General features: G+C 55.8%; 1 protein-coding gene. It reads right to left on the bottom strand.

Translation table 11 applies throughout. The annotated features are described in order from the left end of the window. Positions 1–110: 110 nt before the first annotated feature. Positions 111–2,534, bottom strand: coding sequence for a DUF7827 domain-containing protein (locus tag Harman_RS21130; protein WP_235007300.1), 2,424 nt, complete (start codon positions 2,532–2,534; stop codon positions 111–113). Between the last annotated feature and the right edge of the window lie 842 nt (positions 2,535–3,376).

The following is a 3,376-nucleotide window of genomic DNA, read 5'->3' as shown; positions in this document are numbered from 1 at the left end:
ATTGAGCAATCTAAGAAGTGCAAAACGTCACGGATAGATATCTAGCTATCCCGATAACGGCGGTTGCCAACGTAGCCTGACAAAAAACGTCTGTTTGGGGTCGGCTTGAATTACGGGTCGCAACGGGCGGTCAGGAGCACCGCGGCGACGAGGGCGATAAGTGCCCCAGCCATGGTAAATCCAGGACCGGAGGCGGGCGTCGTTCCGGCTTCCGTCGGTTCAACCGGACTCACAACCGTGGTCGCCGCCTCAGTCGCTCGGTCAGTCGTAGAGTCGGTCGAGACAGCAGTCGACTCCTCGGTCCGTTCCGCAGTAGCCTGTCGCGTCGGCTCTTCAGTCGCGATTTCAGGATTGGTGCCGTCCGAACCAGCAGACAGATTACTGTCGTTGGTAGTAGCCACTGTCACAATCTGTCCGTCTTCGGAGACACCGAACTGCTCTCCATTGACATCAAGCACTGATGCGGTGAAGTTCGTACCGGTGGCGTAATCGCTAATGCCGACCGATGCTGTGAACGTTTTATTCGGTGTAACCGTCGCCGTTGATTGGGTCATGAACGGATTCGCGTCACTGTCGGATTTGAGTTGGACCTTGATCTCCGAGCCTGGGGCAACCGTCGTCGTCCCCGAAACGGACTGCTCCGCGGCGGCCTGCACGGCGACTATGTTGCCGTCCGTGTCGAGCGTCGCGTCACGCTCCGTAATCTCGTAGCTGTCTTCGATGCTGTCGCCTCCGTCGGTCAATCCCGTTTCATCCGTAACTGAGAATTCCGATGTTATTTCATCGGCACTATCATCGTGGACCGGCGTGCCACTCTGATAGTCCGCGTTAGCGAGTTCGACGGCGATGAAGTACGTGTTGTTGTCCGGATCCTGAACGACGGCCAGGTTGGAACTGTTGAGTTGGAGCGGGGCCGATTCGGCGTTCGCACCGGTGTTTGTTCGGTCGATCTGAAGGCTGAATGTCCCGTTGTCACCTGCTGTCTGGAGGAAGGCAGCCGTGGCGTCCTGTGCCCCCTTGACATCCTGTCGGTATTCGATCGGTCCTTCGACACCGGAAGCGGTGATCCGATGGACGACGATGTCGCCGGCAGCGATATCGTCTGACTGTGTGAGATTCGTGCCGATGCGGTCGTAAATATCGATATCGGTCGCCGTGAGATCAGCATCCTGTGGTGCCACCCAACTCTGCATTCGCTCAGTCGAGCGCTCCTTGAGTTGGAGTGTCCCGACACTATCGGGGGAACTGCTTCGGCTTGTGCCAGCGGTAACGGTCATTGTGTAGCTGGTTGCATCCAACGTTTCGACTGTGAGGTTGCTTCGTTTGAACGCGCCGCTCTCGCTGACATCGGAGATCTCGTCGTCGCCGGCGGCGCTGAGAACATCACTTGCGGCGATGCTACTGTTCCCGCTGTTGGGGACCCCGGCGAGGTAGCTGTTGAACTGAACGGTGACTTCACCGTCGCCGTCGTCGTCCGTGATCTGGCCGGAAATCGCGTAGTTGTCCTCGCTCTTGTCACCGATGACGATGTAGCCGTCCTCCGTGTTCGAGAGGCTGTACGTGATACTGGCTACGTCACCGCGTTCCTCAGAGACGACGTTTTCGGCTAGGCTCGCTTCACCCTCCTGGCTTTCATTGACGGATATCTCTTCAGATGTGTTCGTGATCCCAGTCTCGTTGTCCGTGATCCTGACTGTGTAGGGGGAGCCGTCAGTCGAGCGGGATCCGAAGTCGAACCCGACGGGCTCCGAGCCATCGAGATCCTTGACAATCGAGTCGATTTCGTTGTCGTCGTTGTCAAGCAGCGTGGCCTCCGCTGGTAGCCCGCCCCAGACAGCAGTTACCTCAGCGACGATACTGTCTTTGTCAGTGACATTTGCATCGTCGATTTCGACATCGAGGCGAAGATTCTTGACATCGAATTCGGCCGTATCGGATCCGGACGCAGCTTCGTAGCTCTGACCAGGTTCCAGATCCGCAGTGTCGAAGACGAAGACTTGGCTGTTGTCGATGTAGCTACCTTCGAAGAGAAGGGCACCGTCTTTCTCATCGATATGGACATCCGTGTCGAGACCGGCGTCCGGGTCTTCGATAGCAATGAGTTCACCCTGGTAGACATCCGTATTCCACTGTTCGCCCGAGCCGGGTGTAAACGTTCGCGAAGTCACATCGATATCCGTCGCCGTGAGAGTGCCACCCGCGAAATCTGTGAGTTTGACCGTCAGGTTCCGGTTCGGTGTCACGTCACGGGTGAGGGCGATTTCGACCCGACCGTTAGTACCGTCCTGAGTAACACCGTCGAACAGCGAATCGGAGACTTCCGTCCCGTCGAGATAGAGTTCAAGTTCGTCGTTACCGTCCAGACCGTTCGTCACCGAGTCGTTCAGCGCCAGTTCGACCGTTCCTTCCCCACCCCCACTTCCTGAGTACTCCACTGCCTGTTCGACACTGACGTTTGCAGCGGCGGCCGCACTACCGGAGAACGCGACGGTGCCGGCAAAGAGGGAAAACACCACGAGAGCCGTGAGAAACACACTGCGAAGTTTTTCCGTAACGGCTGTTTCCGGTGTTACGTCGGTATCGGACGGGGGTGGTATCAGGGCGGGTGTTCGAACTGCGTCGAACACACAGCCTGGGTGGATCGATTCTATCATGGTATCAGTATTCCGTGCCACGTATCTTAGGCCAGCCTAAAGCAGATATATAACTTTCGGATTTTAGGCTAGCCAAAAAGCATGAGGGTTAAGGCCTTATGATGTAATTCAACTCAGATATCGGCCGGAAACTCATACACTCTATCGGATTTCCCATACTGTATAGATTCCCTTGGAACAGATGTTCACAGTATGAACGAGACAGGCAGGCTCCGGGAGAACGGCTATCCGAGTCTGATTGACTGTATAGCCAATCTGGGGTACGGTTCCGGCTTCCTAGCGGGTATCACTCCGCAATCGTTCTAGCTGCTAAACGAGACGAACAGAGAAACCAGCCGTGAACAGCTGTCAGTGTCGGTTTCTTCTGTCGTAAGTGATGCGTCAGGTGCCGGGTCAAACCGGACACTGATCCCCGAGTCCATAGTGAGAACGCATCGCAGTAACCGAAGCCAGGTCTGTGTGCCTGGATTTGGTGGACGAAACTGAAATTATGGCTTGTGGGGAGACGCAGATCGAATCCCTAACATCGATTGACAGTTCGTATTAGACTCACTAGCCGGTTCATAGACCCACAGAGTGGTACAGTTAGCTCCATAATCAGTTCATTCATACGGTAGACGCTGTCATCACAGAGTAATGCCCCTGGCCAGACGGCTTCTCAGTACAGAGAACAGCCGTCGGACAGAGCTACTCAGCATCAGCGTTGCGAATGTGCTCCCCGT

The organism is Haloarcula mannanilytica, from assembly GCF_005406125.1.
Taxonomy (GTDB): Archaea; Halobacteriota; Halobacteria; order Halobacteriales; family Haloarculaceae; genus Haloarcula; species Haloarcula mannanilytica.
The sequence above is the reverse complement of the archived record's forward strand: the minus strand, read 5'-3'. Positions and strand labels throughout refer to the sequence as shown.